This is a genomic window from Citrobacter enshiensis, from assembly GCF_029338175.1.
GTDB classification, from domain to species: domain Bacteria; phylum Pseudomonadota; class Gammaproteobacteria; order Enterobacterales; family Enterobacteriaceae; genus Citrobacter_D; species Citrobacter_D enshiensis.
This window is the reverse complement of sequence record NZ_CP119862.1, coordinates 50,989-69,712: the sequence shown is the minus strand read 5'-3', so window position 1 is coordinate 69,712 and position 18,724 is coordinate 50,989. Positions and strand designations below refer to the sequence as shown.

Annotated in this window: 14 protein-coding genes and 1 tRNA gene; 8 read left to right on the top strand and 7 right to left on the bottom strand. The window is 51.9% G+C overall.

Annotated features, from left to right (window positions below; genetic code table 11):
* Window positions 1–813: a tRNA (guanosine(18)-2'-O)-methyltransferase TrmH gene (gene trmH, locus P2W74_RS00325; protein ID WP_276293460.1), complete on the top strand. Its 813-nt coding sequence runs from the start codon at window positions 1–3 to the stop codon at window positions 811–813.
* Window positions 814–2,895 (top strand): ATP-dependent DNA helicase RecG, encoded by a 2,082-nt coding sequence (recG, locus tag P2W74_RS00320; protein WP_203359564.1) that lies wholly within the window; start codon window positions 814–816, stop codon window positions 2,893–2,895.
* A 41-nt stretch (window positions 2,896–2,936) separates the two neighbouring features.
* On the opposite strand, the gene gltS is transcribed toward recG, so the two are convergent.
* Window positions 2,937–4,142, bottom strand: coding sequence for a sodium/glutamate symporter (gene gltS, locus P2W74_RS00315; protein ID WP_276293459.1), 1,206 nt, complete (start codon window positions 4,140–4,142; stop codon window positions 2,937–2,939).
* Between the two features lie 226 nt (window positions 4,143–4,368).
* Between gltS and xanP the strand changes: the two genes are divergently transcribed.
* Complete coding sequence (gene xanP / locus P2W74_RS00310) at window positions 4,369–5,760, top strand: xanthine/proton symporter XanP (protein WP_276293458.1); 1,392 nt, start codon at window positions 4,369–4,371, stop codon at window positions 5,758–5,760.
* Between the two features lie 121 nt (window positions 5,761–5,881).
* Window positions 5,882–7,606, top strand: a complete 1,725-nt coding sequence (locus P2W74_RS00305) for an AsmA family protein (protein ID WP_276293457.1) — start codon at window positions 5,882–5,884, stop codon at window positions 7,604–7,606.
* A 151-nt stretch (window positions 7,607–7,757) separates the two neighbouring features.
* On the opposite strand, the gene yicI is transcribed toward P2W74_RS00305, so the two are convergent.
* Window positions 7,758–10,076 carry an alpha-xylosidase gene (yicI, locus tag P2W74_RS00300; protein ID WP_276293456.1) on the bottom strand — a complete coding sequence of 773 codons (2,319 nt, stop codon included), beginning with the start codon at window positions 10,074–10,076 and terminating at the stop codon, window positions 7,758–7,760.
* A gap of 12 nt (window positions 10,077–10,088) precedes the next feature.
* Window positions 10,089–11,483, bottom strand: coding sequence for a glycoside-pentoside-hexuronide family transporter (locus P2W74_RS00295; RefSeq protein ID WP_276293455.1), 1,395 nt, complete (start codon window positions 11,481–11,483; stop codon window positions 10,089–10,091).
* 278 nt (window positions 11,484–11,761) lie between these two features.
* On the opposite strand from P2W74_RS00295, the gene P2W74_RS00290 reads away from it, so the two are divergent.
* Both P2W74_RS00290 and P2W74_RS00285 read left to right on the top strand, forming a co-directional pair.
* Window positions 11,762–11,856, top strand: a tRNA-Sec gene (locus tag P2W74_RS00290).
* Window positions 11,857–11,979: 123 nt separating this feature from the next.
* Complete coding sequence (locus P2W74_RS00285) at window positions 11,980–13,254, top strand: N-6 DNA methylase (protein ID WP_276293454.1); 1,275 nt, start codon at window positions 11,980–11,982, stop codon at window positions 13,252–13,254.
* 6 nt (window positions 13,255–13,260) lie between these two features.
* On the opposite strand, the gene P2W74_RS00280 is transcribed toward P2W74_RS00285, so the two are convergent.
* Genes P2W74_RS00280 through P2W74_RS00270 form a run of 3 tightly spaced genes read right to left on the bottom strand, consistent with a single transcriptional unit; the run spans window position 13,261 to window position 15,227 of the window.
* Window positions 13,261–13,920 (bottom strand): MAE_28990/MAE_18760 family HEPN-like nuclease, encoded by a 660-nt coding sequence (locus P2W74_RS00280; RefSeq protein ID WP_276293453.1) that lies wholly within the window; start codon window positions 13,918–13,920, stop codon window positions 13,261–13,263.
* Window positions 13,917–15,035 carry a DUF262 domain-containing protein gene (locus P2W74_RS00275; RefSeq protein ID WP_276293452.1) on the bottom strand — a complete coding sequence of 373 codons (1,119 nt, stop codon included), beginning with the start codon at window positions 15,033–15,035 and terminating at the stop codon, window positions 13,917–13,919. The genes P2W74_RS00280 and P2W74_RS00275 overlap by 4 nt, the downstream gene beginning before the upstream one ends.
* A 9-nt stretch (window positions 15,036–15,044) precedes the next feature.
* A complete protein-coding gene (locus tag P2W74_RS00270) occupies window positions 15,045–15,227 on the bottom strand; it encodes a toxin-antitoxin system HicB family antitoxin (RefSeq protein WP_276293451.1) in 183 nt (60 codons plus the stop codon).
* Between the two features lie 136 nt (window positions 15,228–15,363).
* Between P2W74_RS00270 and P2W74_RS00265 the strand changes: the two genes are divergently transcribed.
* Together P2W74_RS00265 and P2W74_RS00260 are read left to right on the top strand one after the other, a co-directional pair.
* Complete coding sequence (locus P2W74_RS00265) at window positions 15,364–15,654, top strand: SymE family type I addiction module toxin (RefSeq protein WP_276293450.1); 291 nt, start codon at window positions 15,364–15,366, stop codon at window positions 15,652–15,654.
* Window positions 15,655–15,923: 269 nt separating this feature from the next.
* Window positions 15,924–17,630, top strand: coding sequence for a SulP family inorganic anion transporter (locus tag P2W74_RS00260; RefSeq protein WP_276293449.1), 1,707 nt, complete (start codon window positions 15,924–15,926; stop codon window positions 17,628–17,630).
* A gap of 80 nt (window positions 17,631–17,710) precedes the next feature.
* On the opposite strand, the gene P2W74_RS00255 is transcribed toward P2W74_RS00260, so the two are convergent.
* A complete protein-coding gene (locus P2W74_RS00255) occupies window positions 17,711–18,619 on the bottom strand; it encodes a LysR family transcriptional regulator (protein WP_276293448.1) in 909 nt (302 codons plus the stop codon).
* Between the last annotated feature and the right edge of the window lie 105 nt (window positions 18,620–18,724).

The following is an 18,724-nucleotide window of genomic DNA, read 5'->3' as shown; positions in this document are numbered from 1 at the left end:
ATGAATGCACAGCGTTATGCGCGTATCTGCGAGATGCTCGCCAGGCGTCAGCCTGATCTGACCGTCTGCATGGAGCAGGTCCATAAACCTCATAACGTTTCTGCGATTATCCGTACCGCAGATGCCGTTGGCGTACATGAAGTCCACGCCGTTTGGCCGGGTAGCCGTATGCGCACCATGGCCTCTTCGGCGGCGGGAAGCAACAGCTGGGTGCAGGTGAAGACTCACCGCACCATTAGTGACGCCGTCTCCCACCTGAAAAGCCAGGACATGCAGATTCTGGCCACTCACCTTTCAGATAAAGCCGTCGATTTCCGCGAAATTGATTACACCCGCCCGACCTGTATTCTGATGGGGCAAGAGAAAACCGGCATCACCCAAGAAGCATTAGACCTTGCGGATCAGGACATTATCATCCCGATGATTGGCATGGTGCAGTCACTTAACGTCTCCGTCGCTTCGGCTCTGATTCTCTACGAAGCACAGCGCCAGCGGCAAAACGCGGGCATGTATCGGCGTGAGAACAGTATGTTGCCGGAAGACGAGCAGCAGCGTCTGCTGTTTGAAGGCGGTTATCCGGTACTGGCGAACGTGGCTAAACGCAAAGGCCTGCCTTACCCCCATGTGAATGCACAAGGCGAAATTGAAGCCGATGCCGCATGGTGGGCCACCATGCAGGCTTCCAATATTAGGCAAAATCATTCACGTTGCATCAAGGCGGCAAATGAACGAATCTCCAGGAGCATAGAAAACGATGTGACCGGAGTAAGTGAATGCAGCCAACAAAGAGGCGGCGGGAAGGATGAAGCGTAAATGAAAGGGCGCCTGTTAGATGCTGTTCCGCTCAGTTCACTAACGGGCGTTGGCGCAGCACAAAGCAGCAAACTGGCGAAAATTGGCCTGCATACCGTACAGGATCTCCTCCTGCACCTTCCACTGCGTTATGAAGATCGTACCCATCTCTATCCGATAGGCGAACTGCTGCCGGGCGTTTACGCCACCGTAGAAGGAGAAGTGCTGAACTGCAACATCACATTCGGCGGGCGCCGGATGATGACCTGTCAGATCAGCGACGGCTCTGGCATCCTCACCATGCGTTTTTTCAATTTCAGTGCGGCAATGAAAAACAGCCTGGCGACAGGTCGCCGCGTACTGGCCTACGGAGAAGCAAAGCGCGGAAAATACGGGGCAGAAATGTTCCACCCGGAATACCGCGTTCAGGGCGATCTCAGCACGCCGGAGTTGCAGGAGACGCTCACCCCCGTTTACCCGACCACCGAAGGGATAAAACAGGCAACGCTGCGCAAACTCACCGATCAGGCGCTGGATTTACTTGATACCTGCGCCATTGCCGAACTGTTACCGCCAGAGCTTCTACAGGGCATGATGAGTCTGCCGGAGGCATTACGCACACTGCACCGTCCGCCGCCATCGCTCCAGCTCAGCGACCTGGAAACCGGGCAACACCCGGCGCAGCGGCGGCTGATCCTGGAAGAATTACTGGCGCATAACCTGAGTATGCTGGCGCTGCGTGCCGGAGCGCAGCGATATCACGCGCTGTCGCTCAGTGCGCAAGGCGAACTCAAAAATCGTTTTCTTGATTCACTGCCCTTTAAACCGACTGGGGCGCAAACGCGTGTGGTGGCGGAAATCGAACGCGACATGGCGCTGGATGTGCCAATGATGCGCCTAGTGCAGGGTGATGTCGGCTCCGGTAAAACGCTGGTTGCGGCACTCGCCGCGCTGCGGGCGATTGCCCACGGCAAACAGGTGGCGATGATGGCCCCGACCGAACTGCTCGCGGAACAACACGCCAATAACTTCCGCCACTGGTTTGCCCCGCTCGGCATTGAAGTGGGCTGGCTGGCCGGTAAACAAAAAGGCAAAGCGCGTCTTGCGCAACAGGACGCCATCGCCAGCGGTCAGGTACAAATGGTGGTCGGTACTCACGCCATTTTCCAGGAACAGGTGCAGTTTAACGGCCTTGCGTTAGTGATCATCGACGAACAGCACCGTTTTGGCGTACATCAGCGCCTGGCGCTGTGGGAGAAAGGTCAGCAACAAGGGTTCCACCCGCATCAGTTGATCATGACCGCGACACCGATTCCACGCACTCTGGCGATGACAGCGTATGCCGATCTCGACACCTCGGTGATCGACGAACTGCCGCCGGGCCGCACGCCGGTCACCACTGTCGCCATTCCGGATACCCGCCGCAGCGATATTATTGACCGGGTGCGTAACGCATGTACCCACGAAGGACGCCAGGCTTACTGGGTTTGTACGCTGATTGAAGAGTCGGATCTGTTAGAAGCGCAGGCGGCGGAAGCCACAAGTGAAGAACTGAAACTTGCCCTGCCTGAGCTGAACATTGGTCTGGTGCACGGGAGAATGAAACCCGCCGAGAAGCAGGCGATCATGGCTGCCTTTAAGCAGGGCGATCTTCATCTTCTGGTTGCTACCACCGTCATTGAAGTGGGGGTGGATGTTCCCAACGCCAGCCTGATGATTATTGAAAACCCGGAGCGTCTGGGTCTTGCGCAATTGCACCAGCTGCGCGGACGCGTCGGTCGCGGCGCAGTGGCCTCGCACTGCGTCCTGCTCTACAAATCTCCCCTGTCAAAAACGGCGCAGACACGCCTGCAGGTTCTGCGCGACAGCAACGACGGTTTTGTGATTGCGCAAAAAGACCTGGAGATCCGCGGACCCGGCGAATTGTTGGGAACCCGTCAGACGGGAAGCGCTGAATTTAAAGTGGCGGATTTACTGCGCGATCAGGCCATTATTCCGGAAGTTCAGCGCATTGCGCGCCATATTCACGAACGTTATCCACAACAGGCTACGGCGTTGATCGAGCGCTGGATGCCGGAAACCGAACGTTACTCCAACGCCTGAAGCTAAAACAGCGCGGCGGTTTTCACACCGCCGCATTGTCCTTATTGCGCAAAAATCGGCAACAACAGGTACAGCTTAATCACCAGCGCGTTGACGATGTCGATGAAGAACGCCCCCACCATCGGCACCACCAGAAACGCCATATGCGACGGACCAAAGCGCTCGGTAATTGCCTGCATATTGGCTATCGCCGTCGGCGTAGCGCCAAGACCAAAACCACAGTGCCCGGCAGCCAGTACAGCGGCATCGTAGTTTTTACCCATCATGCGCCAGGTCACAAACACGGCGTACAGCGCCATGAAGATGGTCTGCACCACAAGAATCGCCAGCATCGGCAACGCCAGCGAGGCCAGTTCCCACAGCTTCAGGCTCATCAGCGCCATCGCCAGGAACAGTGAGAGACTCACGTTACCCAGCACCGAAACCGCCCGCTCAAACACGCGATAAAAGCCCGCTAGCGCCAGTCCGTTACTGAGGATCACGCCGACGAACAGTACGCAGACGAATGTCGGCAGTTCCAGCACGGTTCCCACCAACATCTGGGCAACCACTTTGCCGACGGTCAGACAAATCGCGATAAGCGCAATGGTTTCGATCAGCACCAGTGAGGTGATCATGCGCCCAACGTCCGGTTTCTCAAACGCTGTCGGCACTTCCTGATCGTCTGGCATACCGTCTGGCGTGGTGGAGTGCTTCACCAGGTAACGCGCCACTGGTCCGCCGATCAGCCCACCCAGCACCAGACCAAAGGTTGCGCATGCCATTGCCACTTCCGTCGCATTGGTGAAGCCATAGCGTTCGATGAACAGCTTGCTCCATGCCGCCCCAGTGCCGTGTCCGCCCGAAAGCGTAATTGAACCCGCGATCAGCCCCATCAACGGATCCAGCCCCAACAGGCTGGCCATACCGATGCCGATGGCGTTTTGCATCACCAGTAAACCCACCACCACGATCAGGAAGATGCCGACGACACGGCCACCCGCACGCAGGCTGGCAATGTTAGCGTTCAGGCCAATGGTGGCAAAGAACGCCAGCATCAGCGGGTCTTTCAGGCTCATATCAAAATCCATTTCCCAGCCCATGCTCTTTTTCAGCACCAGTAGAGCGATTGCCACCAGCAATCCACCGGCAACCGGTTCAGGAATGGTGTATTTCTTCAGAAAGGAGACAGACTGGACCAGCTTGCGTCCCAGCAGCAACGTCAGCGTTGCTGCAACAAGTGTCGATAAAGTATCGAGATGAAACATATTAAGCTCCTTTAAGTACGCATCGCTCCTCGCGAACGATGTATTCCTCGGTCATTTCTCAGCTCTTAACGAGTAATCGGCATGGATTTTAATCAGAAAAGGTACAAAAGTTATATAAAAAGGTGATTTTATCTGTTTTAAATATTAAGAATAACGATTAGCAAACGTTTGCTTTTGCCACCAGGTCAGATAAAATGCCCGCTTTTACACTACGGGATTGCCTCTGATGTCTGTTAACACTGTCGAGTCAGAAAATGCGCAACCGATTGCGCAGACTCAAAACAGCGAACTGATTTACCGTCTTGAAGATTGTCCGCCGCTTCCTCAAACTCTTTTTGCCGCGTCTCAGCACCTGCTGGCAATGTTCGTCGCAGTCATCACGCCCGCGCTGTTAATCTGCCAGGCGCTCGGTTTACCGGCCCAGGATACTCAACACATTATCAGCATGTCGCTGTTCGCCTCCGGTGTGGCCTCTATCATTCAAATTAAAGCATGGGGTCCGGTAGGCTCAGGGTTGCTCTCGATTCAGGGAACAAGTTTCAACTTTGTCGCCCCGCTGATTATGGGCGGCACGGCGCTGAAAACCGGGGGCGCAGATGTTCCCACCATGATGGCGGCGCTGTTCGGTACACTGATGCTGGCAAGCTGCACCGAAATGGTACTCTCCCGCGTACTGCATCTGGCGCGTCGTATCATTACCCCGCTGGTTTCCGGCGTGGTGGTCATGATTATCGGCCTGTCGCTGATTCAGGTCGGCCTGACGTCCATCGGCGGTGGTTATGCCGCGATGAACGACAACACCTTCGGCTCACCGAAAAACCTGCTGCTGGCGGGCGTCGTTCTGGCATTGATCATTCTGCTTAACCGTCAGCGTAACCCTTACCTGCGGGTTGCTTCGCTGGTGATCGCCATGGCCGCAGGCTACGCGCTGGCATGGTTTATGGGCATGCTGCCGGAAAATACCGCCCCGACCACCCAGGATGTCATCATGGTGCCAACGCCGCTGTATTACGGGCTGGGCATTGACTGGAATCTTCTGCTGCCGCTGATGCTGGTCTTTATGATCACCTCACTGGAAACCATTGGCGATATTACCGCCACCTCCGATGTTTCTGAGCAACCCGTTTCCGGGCCTCTGTATATGAAGCGTCTGAAAGGCGGAGTGCTGGCTAACGGCCTGAACTCGTTTGTCTCTGCGGTGTTTAACACCTTCCCGAACTCCTGCTTCGGTCAAAACAACGGTGTGATCCAATTGACGGGCGTTGCCAGCCGCTATGTTGGCTTTGTTGTCGCGTTGATGCTGATTGTCCTGGGCCTGTTCCCGGCAGTGAGCGGTTTTGTACAACACATTCCAGAACCCGTGCTCGGCGGTGCGACTCTCGTGATGTTCGGTACTATCGCCGCCTCCGGGGTGCGTATCGTGTCGCGTGAGCCGTTAAACCGTCGCGCTATCCTGATTATCGCCCTGTCGCTGGCGGTAGGTCTGGGCGTTTCCCAACAGCCGCTGATCCTGCAGTTCGCGCCGGACTGGGTGAAAAACCTGCTCTCCTCCGGGATTGCCGCAGGCGGTATCACCGCAATCGTTCTGAACCTGATTTTCCCGCCAGAAAAGCCGTAAGCGGAATGTGGCGGCGATCGACAATCGCCGCCACAGAAACGCTCTTTCACTATTCCCGCCTTGAGGATTACGCCTAAATCGTGCATAACTCAGTTATGTGCACTTCGCGGGATGGAAGACCATGAAATTTATTGGAAAGCTGCTTATCTACGTGCTGATCGCCTTTTTGGTGGCGGTTATTGTGCTCTATTTTCTGCTGCAAACCCGCTGGGGAGCAGAACGCGTCAGCAACTGGATCTCTGAAAATAGCGGCTACCACGTGGCCTTTGATGCGATGGATCACCGTTTTTCCTCCCCTTCCCACATCCTGCTGGAGAACGTCACCTTTGGCCGGGATGGTCAGCCTGCCACGTTAGTCGCAAAAACCGTGGATATCGGACTCAGTAGCCGCCAGCTGACCGATCCCCAGCATGTTGACACCATCCTGCTTAAAGACGGGACGCTGAATATCTCCTCGCAAACGGCGCCGCTTCCCTTCCGGGCCGATCGCTTAGAGCTGCACGATATGGCGTTCAACAGTCCCGGCAGCGAGTGGAACCTGAGCGCGCAACGGGTAGACGGTGGCGTGATCCCCTGGAATCCTGAAGCAGGCCGGGTACTCGGCAGCAAAGCACAGATCCAGCTCAGTGCAGGTTCGCTGACGCTGAACGACATCCCCGCCACTAACGTGCTGATTGAAGGCAGCATCGACAAAGAACAGGTGACACTGAGCAACATTGGCGCAGACGTCGCACGCGGCGCATTAACCGGCGTAGCGCGACGAAATGCGGACGGCAGTTGGATTGTTGATAGCCTTCGTCTGAACGACATCCGCTTACAAAGCGACAAAGTGCTGGCGGAATTCTTTTCGCCGCTCACAAGTATTCCTTCCCTGCAAATTGGCCGCCTTGAGGTGACCGACGCACGCCTGCAAGGTCCGGACTGGGCAGTGACCGATCTTGACCTCAGCTTGCGCAACCTGACCTTCAGCAAAGATGACTGGCAGACTCAGGAGGGCAAATTGTCAATGAATGCCAGTGAGTTCATCTACGGTTCGCTGCATCTCTTCGACCCCATCTTAAACGCGGAATTCTCTCCGCAAGGTATCGCGCTACGTCAGTTCACCACCCGCTGGGAAGGCGGCATGATCCGCACATCCGGTCATTGGCAGCGTTCCGGTAAAGCACTCGTTCTCGACGATACGGCCATTGCCGGGCTGGAATACACCCTGCCGACAAACTGGAAACAGTTGTGGATGAAACCATTACCCGGCTGGCTCAACAGCCTGACGTTGAAGAAATTCAGCGCCAGTCGCAATCTGGTGATTGATGTTGACTCCACTTTCCCGTGGCAGCTCACCGCGCTGGACAGCTACGGCGCGAACCTGGGGCTGGTTCAGGACCATCAGTGGGGCGTGTGGAGCGGGAACGCCACCCTCAACGCTGCGGTGGGCACGTTTAATCGCGTGGATGTGCGTCGCCCCTCTCTGGCGCTGACGGCAAACAGCAGTACGATTAACATCAGTGAACTGAGTGGCTACACCGAGAGAGGATTGCTGGAAGCCACCGCCAGCGTTTCACAGGTGCCGCAACGCCAGACCCAGATAAGCCTGAACGGGCGAGGTGTTCCGGTGAACATCCTGCAACCGTGGGGCTGGCCAGCACTGCCGATTTCTGGCGACGGGAATATCCAGCTTACCGCCAGCGGCACTATTCAGGCCGATACGCCGCTGAAACCCACGGTGAACGGTCAGTTACACGCTCTGAATACAGAGAAACAGCAGGTCGAACAGACGATGACGGAGGGCGTGGTGTCGACGGTTTCTGCTGCGGTTCCCACTGTGGCGCCTTCATCACCCCAGCTCTGAAACACAGGCCCGGTAAGCGCAGCGCCACTGGGCAATTTTAGGCTCAGGGGCCAACAAAAACGCCGGGTGGCGGCTTCGCCTTACCCGGCCTACAAATCAAACTCCGGCACCATACACATCCCCTCGCCCCTTTGGGGTGAGGGGAACAGCATCACAGGTGAATCACCAGCTCATTTCCTGCCGCTTTCACCACCACACCCCACTCGCTGCTGGCGTAAGAGCCGCCTTTCACATCGCCGATTTGCGGGATGTTACGCAGGCACAGCGTCCAGTCGCGCGCATCGCCTTCGCCCGTTACGGTGAGCGTATTGTGGGTACGCTTCGCTTTTAGCGTGAAGATAATCGAACCGTCTGCGGCAGGGACTTCGCAGAACGTTTCACGCCCCTCTTCCAGGTGGAACAGCTGGAAAGCGGTGCCTTCATGCCAGGCGTAATCCGGCTTCTGGCTATTGCAGCCCAGCGCCAGCAGGGTGTTGTCTCGCACGTACACCGGCAAACTCAGGACGTCATGCTGCTGTTTGTGCCAGCGGCTACCCGCGACCTCGTCATTGCGCCACAGGTGCGTCCAGCGCCCTTCCGGCAGATAAAACTGCACATCACCCGCCTCCGAGAACACCGGTGCCACCATCACGGAATCCCCCAGCATGTACTGGCGGTCGAGGTAATCGCACGCCGGATCGTCCGGAAATTCGAGCATCATGGCGCGCAGCATCGGCGTACCGCACTCGCGAGCCAGCGCCGCCTGGCGATACAGATACGGCATCATCCGGCATTTCTGCTCAGTGAAATAGCGCACCACATCGCAGGATTCGTCGTCGTACGCCCACGGCACCCGGTAGGATTTGCTGCCGTGCAGGCGACTGTGGCTGGAGAGTAAGCCAAACGCGCACCACCGTTTGTAGACGTGCGCCGGTGCGGTATTCTCGAAGCCGCCAATATCATGGCTCCAGAAACCAAACCCTGAGAGGCCGATAGATAACCCGCCGCGCAGGCTTTCCGCCATGGATTCATAGTTGGCGTAGCAGTCGCCGCCCCAGTGTACCGGGAACTTTTGCGCACCGACGGACGCGGAGCGCGCAAACAGTACCGCTTCCTCTTCGCCGACGGTCTCTTTGAGCACGTTCCACACCAGTTCGTTGTAGATGTACGCATAATGGTTATGCATTTTCTGCGGATCGGCACCATCGAACCACTGCACATCGGTCGGGATACGTTCACCAAAGTCGGTTTTAAAACAGTCGACGCCGATATCCACCAGGCCTTTCAGCTTGTCGGCATACCATTTACAGGCATCCGGATTGGTGAAGTCATAAATCGCCAGCCCCGGCTGCCATTTATCCCACTGCCACACGGATCCATCCGGGCGTTTCAGCAGGTAGCCTTTCTCTTTCAGCTCGTTAAATACCGGCGATTTCTGACCGATATAGGGGTTTATCCACACGCAGACCTTCAGCCCCTTGGCTTTGAGTCGGCGGATCATCCCTTCCGGGTCCGGGAAGGTCACCGGGTCCCACTCGAAATCGCACCACTGGAAGGCTTTCATCCAGAAGCAGTCGAAGTGGAATACATGCAGCGGCAAATTGCGCTCCGCCATACCGTCAATAAAGCTGTTTACCGTTGCTTCATCGTAGTTGGTGGTAAACGAAGTGGTGAGCCACAGGCCGAACGACCACGCGGGCGGCAGCGCCGGGCGGCCAGTGAACTGCGTATAGCGGTTCAGCACCTCTTTCGGGGCCGGGCCGTCGATCACGAAATATTCCAGATATTCGCCTTCGACGCTGAACTGCACTTTGGAAACTTTCTCGGAGCCGACTTCAAAGGAGACGTTTTCCGGATGGTTCACCAGCACGCCGTAGCCGCGGTTGGTCAGGTAGAACGGGATGTTTTTATACGACTGCTCGGTGCTGGTGCCGCCGTCGCGGTTCCAGGTTTCGACCGTCTGACCGTTGCGCACCAGCGCGGTAAAGCGCTCGCCCAGTCCGTAAACCGTTTCGCCGACGCCCAGATCCAGACGCTCAAACATGTAGTTGCTGTCGGTATTGCCGTCCTGCACGTAGCCGTTGTTTTTCAACTGGCTGCCGGTGATACGCTGGCCGTCGCGCAGGAAATCCAGCGCCCAGAACTCGCCCTTGGTGACGCGCACGCTGAGGTTGCCGCTTTTCAGCCCGGCAAATTCCGCATTGTTTTCAATCTCAACCTTCACGTCTTTCAGCACGTTCAGCGGATAATGCGGCCCCTTGTCCAGCGCGCCCTGGAAGTGTTCGATGCGCACACCGACAATCCCTTCCTGTGGCGAGAACAGGCGAACCGTAAACATCAATGTGTCGAGCTGCCAGGTGCGCTCACGCACGTCGCGCGGCGCAACGTACACCACCAGGTCGTTGCCCTGCTGCTCCACATCAAACACCTGAACCGGATACGTCACATTCAGGCCCGGCTGAATGAGCCAGTTACCGTCACTGATTTTCATACTTTTATCCTCTTAGTTCTGCAATTCTTTGCTGACCGGCAGGGTTTCAAATTCCTGCTGATTGCGGCGCGCGCCTTGCGCCAGCTCGCCCATGATTTTGGTCAGGAATGGCGTTTTCAGCGTGTAATAGCGTTTGGCGATAATCGCGCTCAGCACGTAGCAAACCGCCGGGGCCAGGGTGAACAGGCCAATGATGATGCTGAGGGTAGCGCTGTTCTGCGTTTTAGCTGCGGCATCGTAGCCACCGCCTGCCAGCATCCAGCCAATCATCGCCCCGCCCAGCGCCAGGCCGAGTTTCAGTACGAACAGCGTGCCCGCGAAGCTGATGCCGGTCAGGCGTTTGCCGTTGGTCCATTCACCATAGTCGACGGTGTCGGACATCATGACCCACTGGATCGGCGTTACCAGCTGGTGCAGTACGCCAATCACGAAGATAAAGGCGAACATCATGATTGTGGCCTGCATCGGCACGAAGAACATCGCCACGCTCACGACCGCCAGTGCGGCGTTGGTCCACCAGAAGATACTGACTTTGCATTTCCAGTCGGTGAGCGGTTTCGCCAGCGCGGAGCCAATCAGGTTGCCGACGCAGTAGGTGGTGAGGAACGCGACGAAGATTTCCGGCGAACCCATGATCCAGGTGCAGTAGTACATCATCGCACCACCGCGCACGCAGACGGCAAGGATGTTGAGAATGGTGAGCACGCCGACGATGCGCCACTGGTCGTTTTGCCAGATGTCGCGCAGATCTTCACGCATGGAGGTGGTGCTCGGCGGCACCTGGATGCGCTCTTTGGTGGTAAAGAAGCAGAACGCCAGCATCAGAAATGCCACAACCGACAGCACGGCGATCCCGCCCTGGAAGCCAAATGCTTTGTCTTCACCGCCAATCAGATTCACCAGCGGCATCATCAACACCGTGGAGAGCATGCCGCCCGCCGTCGCCAGCACAAAGCGCCAGGATTGCAGGGAGATACGCTGCGTCGGGTCGTTGGTGATCACGCCGCCCAGCGCGCAGTACGGAATATTCACCACGGTATAAAGCAGGGTCAGCAGCGTGTAGGTAACGGCGGCGTAAATCATTTTGCCGTTCAGGCTGAGATCCGGCGTGGTGTAGGCCAACACGCAGACAATGCCGAACGGGATGGCGCCAAACAAAATCCACGGACGGAACTTGCCCCAGCGGGAACGGGTGCGGTCAGCCAGCAGTCCCATGCAAGGGTCAGAGATCGCATCCAGCGCACGCGCCAGCAAGAACATGGTGCCGACAAAGCCAGCGGGAATACCAAAGATGTCGGTATAAAAAAACATCATGTACAACATGACGTTATCAAAAATGATGTGGCTGGCGGCGTCACCCATGCCGTAGCCAATCTTCTCTTTAACGGATAACACTTCACTCTTCATCTGCTTATCCTTGATGTTATGAGACCGGTTACACACGTTGTAAACCATCCCTGTGGGCGCGAGTATTCCGTTATTTTGTTATCAACTTACGATTCTTGTTTTCTGTGATCGGCGTAGCGCTGGAGGCCAGGTGAAAATGTAACTAGTGGATTTTATAGGGATTTATATGAAACCGATCATAGCAAGACGAAACGGTACGGAAAAAAGTGTGATTAGTGATGTGGAAACGCCAGGAAGTAGCTATAATGCGCCCCGCCTCCATGTAGCAATCGAGGCGCGGAAGATCGTCATCTCCGGTGAGGTGGCTGGACTTCAAATCCAGTTGGGGCCGCCAGCGGTCCCGGGCAGGTTCGACTCCTGTGATCTTCCGCCAATAGTAACCACTTACGCCTTAACTTTTCTTTCATTTTTTCTTACCAACTCCAATCCAAAGATTCAAAATAAAGAAAAAAAAGTCTATGATAATCTTAAATAATAAGGGGTTTAGTAAGTAAATATGTTACATGTAGAAAAATTCAATGAAAAAATGTGCGAATTTATCGCTCAAAAAACATCTGTTAAGATGCTTGATAAAGAGGATTATTCTGATTTTCTCAATCATGAATTTAGTGACATATTAATCAGAAAATCATTCGAAAAAGATGTGATGAGAGATAATGGATGTTTTTTTACAGGTACGAAACTTGCTAAGCACCTCTTTAATGAGGTTGTAGTTAGTGAAAGTAATTCTTTTGTTTTCCTAGATCCAACATGTGGGTTAGGTAATTTATTAGTTGAAGCATCAAAATTTCTTCCAACTGAAAAAAGTTTGAGCAAAACGTTAAAATCATGGGGAAAAAGCTTAGTTGGTTATGATATTTTCCCGGATTTTATAAAAGCTACAAAGTTAAGAATTATTTTAGAAGCTCTTAGTCGTGGTGTGAAAAACGACTGCTCTTTAGATATAGCCCTATCATTGCTTTATCGCATAGAGAAAAAAAATGTAATGTCTCTTGGTAGCCAAGAAGTAAAAGATATTACGCATGCTGTTTTAAATCCACCTTTTGCAAACTGGGAATCTCCAGTTATCAACTATTGGAAAAAAGGTAAGGTAAATTCAGCTGGGATTATAATAGACCATCTCACTAGAATATTCCCTAAAGAAACCATAATTCTTTCTATACTTCCTGATGTATTACGCTCTGGTAGTCGCTATAAAGAATTCCGAGAATTCATTGAAAGTGAAATTTGTGGAAAGGTTGAAATATGGGGTAAATTCTCACCCAAAACAGATGTTGATGTATTTGTATTTAAAGGAAAAAAAATCGCAAGAAAAACATCTATAGACTGGAACATAAACAGTCAGAGTGGCGAAAAGCTTGAGGATTATTATAACATATCTACAGGGCCACTCGTTGCTTATCGGGATCCTGATGAAGGTGTTGACGCTCCTTATCTTCATCAAAAAAATGCTCCAACAGGAGTTATTATAGATGAAATAAAAGAGAGAAGAAAATTCAGAGGGAGACTTACAACACCTCCATTTGTAGTAATTAAACGTACCTCTAGCCCTAGAGATAAAATAAGAGCATCCGCAACTTTAATAAACTGCATCCACCCTGTCGCGGTTGAAAATCATCTTATTATCTTGTCACCTAAAGATAACTCTATAGAAAAATGCATTAAATTATTAGATCTTTTACTTTCTGAGCAAACAACTAACTATCTTAATGAGAGAATAAGATTACGGCATTTAACAGTCGCGGCTATTAAAGAGATTCCATTTAAGTAACCCCACTTATGAGGAGTTATCTACTTTTAGGAATGATTTTGTCACGGCCGCATTTTTAATAAGGTTCTGATATGTCATAATCATATCTAATAGTTCAGTCTCTAGCTGATCATACGCGAGATCTACTTCGTCATCTTGTACTCTATCACCATGAGCAATAGCATTTCTGTATTTGAGCATAATCGTATCAATAAAATTCTCTTTAAGCTCAAATAAACGAATATCTAATCCAATCTGTCCCATTAAATTACATAATACTTGGTATTTAAGATTCGACTCCGTATCAACGACTCTCTTTTCATCAATGTTTAAGCATTCCTGGAGACTACCAGTTATATATTTATAAATATCTCTTTGGGAATTATATTTTTTCAAAGAAAATCCAGAGGAAAATTTTTCAGCCAAACTTAATTGCACGAAATTCTCTCTCAAATCACAATACTTAGGTGATAAATGATTCAAATAGCATAAATATGCTTGGGATGAATTTTTTAAGTAACCCTCCCAATGTGAGTAGAGCAAAGTTATAGCAGTTTTCTTCAGTATTTTCGCCTCATGATTGCGAGCATCCTTAATCATAAACTTTAGAGTTGTAAATTCTTTTTTCCGCCAAGCCAAATCATTATCCAAATAACTTTCAAGTTCATAGATTGACCGTATATTCATGAAAACAATTCCATGCCCAATTGGTTCATCGAAACCATGCGATCAAGAGGTCTTACTCTTCGGTCCAATATTTGAATAAACCTATCATTGCTTGTTAACGATTTTGTATTCTCCTTAATTTTATCAATTAAATCAGTATCATTAAATAAATTCAGTTCAACCGCTTTAGACACACCGAAGCTTATAGCTTCAAAAACAGGCAATGATATTGCGCCTTCATATTTTTCTTTATTATGATTAAATTTTTTAAATGCATCATCACCCAAAGCCGAAGCTAAAAGTGAGAATGTTTTATGAAAAATAACTCTTTCTGATGCATAGTCGAATTCACTTCCGACTTTGAAAATCGCATTAAGCTCTGCATCTAAATATGGCCCAACGTCCGTATGAGCTTTTTTTATATCATCATTATTATGGCGATGAACAATATATCTAAAAGCTAATTCCAAACCATAGCTCTCTTCTTCTTGCTTCTCAGTTAGAGGCAACGACATATTAAAATCCGGATAAGTCGAAAGATCTTTCAGCCAATAGTATGCTTGATTATTAACCATCAAAAGCATACAATTTCTAACCTCTTGGTCTGAAAGTTTTGTACCACCAGTGTTTAATCTTTGAAACAATTCAAATTTAGTATCCCCCTCGCTTTCTTTTTTAATAATTTTAATGTCTATTTTTTCCCTCTTGAATATTCGTTTTACCTCAATATCTATTTCATGATCGAGATCATCTGGACTATCCCATTTCATGCCCTTTAATCCCGGTAAATATTTTGTTGCGCTAAGAGTTAGAGGATCGCATAAGTTATTTCTCTCATCGCGCAATTTTCCCTGAAAGGAAAGGATTGTCGAAAGTCTCTGCAACCCATCAACTACATCCCATATACCATCACTTCGTTGTGCAACAAAAATAGATGGTAATGGAATGCCAAGAAGAATTGATTCAATTAGTTTACTTTTTTGTTCATCTGTCCATCTGTAAACCCTTTGAAATTCTGGATGTATATCTAATTCCCCATCCTCATATAAATTGACAAGCTCTCCAATCGACATTGGATATGAGTCCGTATGGACATGAACACGGGCCTCATTAATTTGCTCTTGTAATATTGTCATAAATAATCCTTATTTTTTTGATAATCGCTCTAATTCATTTCTACCCAAGGTTTTAAGCCAATTCCCCAAACTCATCCCTTCCCTCTTAGCCGCCTCTTCAAACTGAGCCTTTAACTCCGGCGTAATGCGAATCTGAAAAGTCGGTGCTTTTCCGGATTTGGACTGATTTGGGTCACGTTTGGCTGTTGACATATACGTACCTACGAGAGCAAGATATCATCATTCAGGTACGTACCTTACTATACGACAACCTGAGCTTGAAACGCCCTCGCCGGGTACTCGCAATACCAGACGAGAGCTAACCTCACCAACTATCAAGGAGTTGATTATGGCTGATCCGCATTCTACCCCAGACACCCCGATTGCAAAAACCGATCGCACGCTCATTGTGGGATATCGCCCGCAGGGAACGAATAAAAGCACACCCAGCCTGACGCTTTCAGGGAAGTGGTTACGAGACGCGGGATTTGATACCGGACAGCAGGTGACGGTAAAAGTCGCGGGGGGATGTCTTGTTCTGATGACCGGGAGCGGACAAGAGCAAACGCTGCTTGCAGAGTTGAAAGCGGCGCAACGTAAGCTGAAAGAGATTGAAGGGGCGATGTCGTTCGCGCACTAATTGCAGTCGTTCAACGGGTCACCCAGCCGCTGCGCCCTGAGGTGACCCTCGCTCCCCCGTCACGCCATAGCACCTATACACCAAGGCGCGCCTACTCAGCGTTCTGCCGCTTCTGTTACAATGCCTCCCGCCGGATCTTAGTTAGTCATGCTCCCGCTGGAGCGTGACGTCGCTGGCATCCATAATCTATCAGCGACGCGTTGCATTTCACATTGCATGATATGTCCGCTAAATGCGGTAGAGCAGTTAACCCGTATCCGGAGAATACTATGCTCAAATATATTCTTTTAAATTACATGCCAGGCTTAAAGAATTTATTAGATTACGAAAAAAGCTGGCTAAAACAGGATATTAGAGCTGGGTTATCCGTCGCCGCGGTGGCGCTTCCCGTTGCCATTGCGTATGCCGAGCTGGCCGGTGTGGGGGCTGTCGTCGGGCTGTATTCCTGCATTTTACCGATGATTGCCTATGCGCTGTTTGGTTCTTCCCGACAGCTGATTGTCGGCCCCGATGCCACCACCTGCGCTGTTATCGCGGCCGTCGTTATTCCTCTGGCCGCCGGAAACCCTGAACTTCACTGGCAGCTAACGATCGTCATGACACTGATGATGGGCGTGTGGTGTATTCTTGCCAGCCAGTTTCGTCTTGGCGCCATTGCCGACCTGCTTTCACACCCGATCCTGACCGGTTTACTTAACGGTGTTGCTATCACCATTATCGTGGGGCAACTGGGAAAAGTGCTGGGAATTACGCTCAATCAGGAGCAGGTGATTGAGAAAATTATCGCCTTACCGGGCCGGATCCCGGACAGCCATTTATTAACCGCCGCGATTTCACTTTTAACGTTCGCCATCCTCATTACTATCAAGAAGTTCCGCAGCCAGTGGCCAGCCCCTTTAATTGCCATCATATTGATGACAATACTGATGTGGTGTACCCCGGCACAACAGCTTGGTGTTGCCACCATCGGCGGCGATAACTTTCAGTCGGGTCTGCCCGTTGTCCACTGGGGAACATTCCAGCCCGGTTTAATGCGTGATTTAGTGATCCCGGCGCTAAACCTGGCGTTAGTCAGTTTTGTCAGCCTGATGCTGACAGCGCGCAGCTTTGCGGCCAAAAACGGCTATGGGATTAACGCCGACGTTGAATTCAGAGCCCTCGGCATTGCGAACATCATGTCCGGTTTATCGCAGGGATTTGCTATTAGCGGCGCAGACTCCCGCACCGCAGTAAATGACGCCAACGGCGGTAAAAGCCAGCTGGTGTCTATTATCGCCGCGCTGGTGATTGCGGTTATCGTCTTGTTCTTCACTGAACCCTTAAAATACATCCCGGTCTCCGCCCTGGGGGTCGTTTTAATTTTTGCGTCATGGTCGTTGATCGATTTACGTGGGCTATGGGGACTGAGAAAACGAAATAAACCGGCCTTCCGTCTGGCCTGCTTTACGTTTGTCTGTGTGTTACTGATTGGCGTTATTCAGGGAATCGGGCTTGCTGTATTACTGGGTTTGCTGCAATTTTTGCGCACCGTATTTCGTCCGACTGAGCAACTGCTCGGGACAGATGAAAATGGAATGATCCATTCCCTGGGTAATACCAACGATATCAAAATGGTCCCTGGGGTCATGATGTATCGCTTTAATTCACCTCTGACCTATTTTAATGCGGCCTATTTTAAACGGCGGATACTGAATCTGGTTGATGGCGCCACGTTTGATCCCAAATGGGTGGTGATTGACGCCGTTGCGTGCTTTACCCATCCGGATATCAGCGTATTAGCCACCATTGATGAGTTAATCAATGAACTCCAGACCCGGAACATCATGTTAGTGCTGGCGGGCAGGAAAACGGAATTAACACGCTGGTTTACTGAACACCGACCGATGATGGACGAGAGTAATATTATATTTGCCCCCGACCTTTATCTGGCGCTCCGGATGATTCAAAGTAAAGACAGTATGGATCAGGACGCGTAACCGGCGGCGTTCACCGACTGTACCAAAAGCGCATCCCTGAACACTTTTGGTACGGTCAACATTTCGCGTCGGGTTCGGGTTCAGGGAAGTAACGGCTCCAGCGCGTCACAGCGCGCTTTTACCGCTTCATGCAGCAAGCGCACGGCGGCGGAGAGCTGTTTGCGGTGCGGGCAGATCATGTTTAATGGCGCGCTCTCGCCCTGATATTCCGGCATCAGTACCTGCAACTTTCCCTCTCGTACATCGTCACAGACGTCCAGCCAGGACTTGTACGCGACCCCTTCTCCTGCAATCGCCAGCCGCCGGATGACTTCGGCATCATCGCTCATCATGACGCCATTCACCTGCACACTACTGACTTCGCCGTTGCGGATGAACGTCCAGCGGTCATGAAGACGTCCACGCAGTACGAACGTCAACGCATTGCGCTGCGCCAAATCTTCCGGGCTGTGCGGTTCGCCATGCTGCGCAATCCAGTCTGGTGAGGCCACCAGCACGCGGCGATTGCCGGGCGCAACAGGCAGCGCGATATACGAGGCGTCTTCGGTGTGCCCATAACGAAACGCGACATCAACGGGGTCTTTGAACACATCGGCAATCTGATCGGAGAAAAATATCCGCAACCGTAGCGCGGGATGGCGGCGGCGGAAGGACTGAAAAACAGGCAACAGCAGGTTTCGCCCGAGGTCGGACGGCACGGCAATTTGCAGCGTCCCGGAAATCTCATCTTCCGACGTGTGGATTTTTTGCAGCCCCGCGTACATCGCCTCCAGCATCTGGCGGGCGTAGGGCAGCCAGATCTCGCCTTCCGGTGTCAGGCGCAGGCTGCGGGTCGAGCGGGCGAACAAGCGAATGTTCAATATGGATTCCAGCCGCTTGATGGCAGAACTGACCTGAGCAGGCTGCACGCCAGCTTCTCGCGCGGCGTCGCTAAAACTGTTTAACGCCGCAGCACGGACAAATAACGTGAGATCTTCAAGGCGGAACATGTGCACTCCCCGAGTATAAGTCCGGTCGCCGTCAGGCTATTTTTCCCGTTCTGCGGCTGGTTTGCCATCGAATTATTCAGACAGCAGATCCACGCTGTTACCGGT